Origin of the sequence: Stenotrophomonas sp. RS-48 (assembly GCF_030053245.1) — a bacterium.
GTDB classification, from domain to species: domain Bacteria; phylum Pseudomonadota; class Gammaproteobacteria; order Xanthomonadales; family Xanthomonadaceae; genus Stenotrophomonas; species Stenotrophomonas maltophilia_P.
On sequence record NZ_JASGBV010000035.1, the window covers coordinates 1 to 4,472 of the forward strand.

Annotated in this window: 3 protein-coding genes and 1 pseudogene; 2 read left to right on the forward strand and 2 right to left on the reverse strand. The window is 67.4% G+C overall.

Annotation, left to right across the window (positions count from 1 at the left end; translation table 11 throughout):
• Positions 1–239, reverse strand: a pseudogene (locus QMZ25_RS07675) (hypothetical protein); the annotation flags it as partial.
• 11 nt (positions 240–250) lie between these two features.
• On the opposite strand from QMZ25_RS07675, the gene gloB reads away from it, so the two are divergent.
• Together gloB and QMZ25_RS07685 are read left to right on the forward strand one after the other, a co-directional pair.
• Positions 251–1,015 (forward strand): hydroxyacylglutathione hydrolase, encoded by a 765-nt coding sequence (gene gloB, locus QMZ25_RS07680; protein WP_053519052.1) that lies wholly within the window; start codon positions 251–253, stop codon positions 1,013–1,015.
• Complete coding sequence (locus QMZ25_RS07685) at positions 1,012–2,217, forward strand: lytic transglycosylase domain-containing protein (RefSeq protein WP_283219396.1); 1,206 nt, start codon at positions 1,012–1,014, stop codon at positions 2,215–2,217. Before gloB ends, QMZ25_RS07685 begins: the two co-directional genes overlap by 4 nt.
• A 99-nt stretch (positions 2,218–2,316) precedes the next feature.
• On the opposite strand, the gene QMZ25_RS07690 is transcribed toward QMZ25_RS07685, so the two are convergent.
• Entirely contained in the window at positions 2,317–4,272 is a 1,956-nt protein-coding gene (locus QMZ25_RS07690) for a peptidyl-prolyl cis-trans isomerase (protein ID WP_283219397.1), read from the reverse strand.
• Between the last annotated feature and the right edge of the window lie 200 nt (positions 4,273–4,472).

Below are 4,472 nucleotides of genomic sequence, written 5' to 3' on the forward strand. Positions count from 1 at the left end.
CCGCAGCACGCATCGCCGGCATAGCGGCCGCCATTGCGGTACAGGCGCAGGCCGCGCCCGCCCGGCTGCGCATCTTCCAGCCAGGCAGCGCTCGGCGCGATCCACATCCAGGGCTGTGCGGGCAGCACCGACAGCTGTGGCAACAGCAGTTGCCGCTCCAGCACGCGCAGGGCCGCCGCCGGCTCGCTGTCGAACCACGGGGCCAGGCTCGCTTGACGGGTGCTCTGCAGCGCGGGCATGGTCCAATTCTATGCGACTGACTGCCCTGCCCGCATTTGCGGACAACTACATCTGGGTGCTGATCGATGATGAAGGCGCTGCCATCGTCGTCGATCCCGGTGATGCCGCGCCGGTGCTCGCGCTGGCCGAACAGGGCCTGCGCGTGGATACCATCCTGCTGACCCACCATCACGACGACCACATCGGTGGCGTGCCGGCCCTGCGTGCCCGTTTTCCCGGCGCGCGGGTGGTCGCACCGGTGGAGGAACGCATCACCACCGCCACCGAACGCGTCGGCGAAGGTGAACGCGTTCAGGCACTGGGCCGGACGTTCCACGTACTATCCGTGCCCGGGCATACCCGCAGCCACATCGCGTTTCACACTGCTGAACATCTTTTCAGCGGAGATTCGTTGTTCAGCCTGGGCTGTGGACGCCTGTTCGAAGGTACGCCGTCCCAGCTGCTGGCATCGATGCGCACGCTGGGTACCTTGCCTGCACGACTGCTGCTTTGTTGTGCCCATGAGTACACCGTGTCAAATGCCGTCTTCGCGCGGCATGTCGACCCCGCCAACGCTGCCCTGCGGCAGCGCCAAGAGGAGGCTTTGGCCATGCGCCGCGATGACCGTTCCACCCTGCCGGTAACCCTGGCCAACGAACTGGACTGCAATCCGTTCCTGCGTGTGCACACCGCGCCGATCCGCGCGGCGGTGTCGGCGCACCTGGGGCGCGACGTCGTTGACGATGTCGATGTCATGGCCGGTCTCCGGCATTGGAAAGACGGCTTCCGCGCATGATGCGCCGAAGTCTGCCGCTGGCCCTGGGCATCGCTCTGGGGCTGGCTGGAACCGCAGGCGCGCAGTCGCTGGGCGCTGGCATCGGCCAGAATCTCACCGCCGCTGCTGCGTTGCCCTTGGATGCCTCTTCGCTGCCACCTGCATCGGTGCGCAATGGCCAGGAGATCTTCTCCAGCTTCCGCGATGGCCTGGCTGAACCCACCTGCGACGCCGAGGCCACCAGCCCGCGCTGGCAGAAGCAGTTCGCGCACGCCCCATCGCGCCTGGCCAACCAGGATGACGATGCACTGGTCCTGTTCGGCTATGTGGTCGAAGAACTGCGCAAGGCCAACCTGCCGACCGAATTCGCGCTGATTCCCTTCGTGGAAAGCGGCTACCGGCCCAATGCCCGCAATGGCAGCGGACCGACCGGGTTGTGGCAGTTCATCGCCACCACCGCCCGCAACCATCGCGTGCCGATGGCCAACGGCTACGACGGCCGCCTGTCGGCGGTGGATTCGACCCAGGCCGCGGTGCGCTACCTGAAAACCCTGCACGGCATGTTCGGCGGCGACTGGCGGCTGGCCACCATGGCCTACAACGCTGGCGAATATCGCGTGCTGCAGGCACTGCGCAAGGCGGGCATGAATGCGCAGAACGCCACGCCCTCGGCCCTGCCCGGCCTGTCGCCGGTCACCTATGCCTACGTCGAGAAGCTTCACGCCCTGGCCTGCGTGCTGGAAGACGTGGAAGAACAGCCGGGCGTCATGGCCTCGCTGGACCGCACCGTGCCGGTGCTGAAGGATCATGCCCTGCCGGCCGGCACCAGCGTCCAGCAGTGGGCCGCCCAGCGCTCACTGGACCCGGCACGCATCGCCCGCCTGAATCCCGCCCTGGCCGCCGGTGGCCGCCCCACGGGCACCACCCGGGTGCTGGCCCCTGTCGCAGCGGCGACCGCCGACGTGGTGGACAGCACGACGGCGCTGGCGGCCTCGGTTTCGCCCGCCTCTGCCCCCGCTGCCTCGCCAGCGCCGCAGGTTGCCCGCACCGTCGCCGCCGCCGTCGCCCGTCCGCGCAGCCGTCGGCATACGGTGCGCAACGGCGAGTCGGCCTGGACCATTGCCCGTCGCTACGGCATGCCGGTCAAGGCGCTGCTGTCGCTGAATGGCCTGAGTGGCAGCAGCGTGCTCAAGCCGGGCGCGGTGCTTCGCCTGGAAGACTGACCGGCGCACAGCAGCGCCGCGCGATCCTCCTGCTACCGGGCACCCGCCCACGAAAAAGGCCCGGCAATGCCGGGCCTTTCCGTTCTGCCCGCCGTGGGCTTACAGATTCGCTTCGGTGGTCTGCACCACGAACTTCTTGCGCATCGCGTCGATGTAGGCCTTGGCTGCGGCCATGCCGTCGATCTGGCTCAACTGTTCCTTCAGCTGCTTCTGCTGCTCGGCGGTCACGTCCTTGATGTCGCCCGGATTGACCTTGTTCACCGCGAACACCAGCGCACGGCCGTTGACGTCGACCTTGCCGTAGGTCGGCTTGCCTGCGGTGGGTACCGGCGCGCTGAAGATCGCGCTGTTGATTTCCGGGGTCGGCACCGGCTGGCCACGCGGCAGGCCCGGCATCGGGCTCAGCTGCAGCTTTTCGCTGGCAGCCAGCGACTGCAGGGTGGCACCGCCCTTCAACTTGGCCAGCAGCGCTTCGGCCGCCTTGTCGCTGGCCTGGCGCTGGCGGTCGGCACGGATCGCGGCGATCACCTGCTCGCGGGCCTTCTCCAGCGGCAGCGCCTGCTCCGGCGTGTGGGCCGCGACGCGGATCACGACGCTGTGGTTGGTGGCGCCTCCCAGGGCGATCGGATCGCTGGCGGTCCCGTCCTGCACCAGCACGTCCGAGAACGCGGCGCGCAGCACGGCCGGGTCGCTGGCGATGCCGCTGGCGGTAGCGCGGGTGATCGGTCCCAGGGTCTGCAGCGGCAGCCCCACTTCCTTGGCTGCGGCAGCCAGGTCGCTCGGGCTCTTGTTGATGGCATCGACCAGACGGCCGGCCAGCTCGTTGAAACCGCGCTCACCGTCGGCCTTGAGCTGTTCGGCGGCCAGCGTATCGCGCACGTCCTCGAACGACTTGCCTTCGCCGCCGCGTACCGCGGCCACCTTGATGATGTGGTATCCGAAGTCGGTCTTGACCGGACCGATCACGTCGCCGGCCTTGGCCGCGAACAGGGCGTCTTCAAACGGCTTGACCATCGCGCCACGCTCCACCCAGCCCAGGTCACCGCCCTGGTCCTTGGAGCCCGGATCCTCGGAGTTGGCCTTGGCCAGGGCTGCGAAGTCGGCACCGGCCGCCTTTGCCTGGGCCGCCAGCTTGTTCGCCTTGGCCTCAGCACCGTCGCCGGTAATCAGGATGTGGGCGGCCTGGCGCTGCTCCGGAGAGGTGAACTTGGCCTTTTCTTCCTCGTAGCGCTTGCGCAGGGTGGCTTCGTCGGCCGGCGTCGGCGCCGGCAGGTTGGCACCGTTGACCTCGACATACTCCAGCGAAACGGTTTCGGCCTGGCGGAAATCCTTGCCATGGCTGTCGTACCACTGCTTGATCTGCGCATCGGGCACCGGGGCCGTGTCAGCCGGCACCGGCGGCAGCGCAGCCAGCTCGACATCACGGGTTTCGCCCAGCAGCTTCAACAGGCGTTCGGTCTCGGCCTGGGTGACAAAACCGGAGTTCTGCAGTCCGGCCGGAATCACCGACTGCTGCAGGCTCTCGCGCACCAGTTCCTGGAACTGGGTCGGGGTACGCGGAGGATTGCCGCCGGCCAGCGCCAGGCGGTAGCTGTTCTCGTTGAACTTGCCATCCGGCCCCTGGAACGCCGGCATGGACGTGATGTACTCGCGCACGGCGCCATCGCCAATCACCACACCTGCCTGCTCGCCGACCAGGCGCACAACCTGCTCGTCGATCAGCTGATCCAGGACCGCCAGCTTGTTCTCGGTGCTTTCGAACGCGCGCGGGTCGAAGTTCTCGCCCTGCTGCTGGCGCTCACGCATGCGCTCCTGCTCGAAACGGGTGCGGAAATCCTGCGCGCTGATCTCATGGTGCTGCCACAGCATGCGTACCGGCCACCACGACGGCGCGGAACGCCACCAGGTCGGCGGTGCGGAAACCTTGGCCACGTTCTGTGCGCCAACGCCACCCAGGTAGCTGTTGTCGATCACGAACAGGAACGGAATCATCAGCAGCCCCAGGATCACGGTGACGATCCAGCCTGAGGTCTTGTCGCGGAGTTTCTGCAGCATGGTGAGGAATCACAAGGCCTGATTGGCGAGCCCGGCAGTGTAACCCGCTTCGTCGCAGGGACCAAAAACGCCAAGGCCAACATGCGCGCAAAGAAAAAGCCCCCGGCATTCGCCGAGGGCTTTTGAAAGTTGGCGGAGCGGACGGGACTCGAACCCGCGACCTCCGGCGTGACAGGCCAGCATTCTAACCAGCTGAACTA

Excerpts from the sequence above, each read along its gene's own strand:
- QMZ25_RS07690 (WP_283219397.1), bottom strand. The coding sequence starts at position 4,272 with ATGCTGCAGAAACTCCGCGACAAGACCTCAGGCTGGATCGTCACCGTG.
- gloB (WP_053519052.1), top strand. The coding sequence starts at position 251 with ATGCGACTGACTGCCCTGCCCGCATTTGCGGACAACTACATCTGGGTG.
- QMZ25_RS07685 (WP_283219396.1), top strand. The coding sequence starts at position 1,012 with ATGATGCGCCGAAGTCTGCCGCTGGCCCTGGGCATCGCTCTGGGGCTG.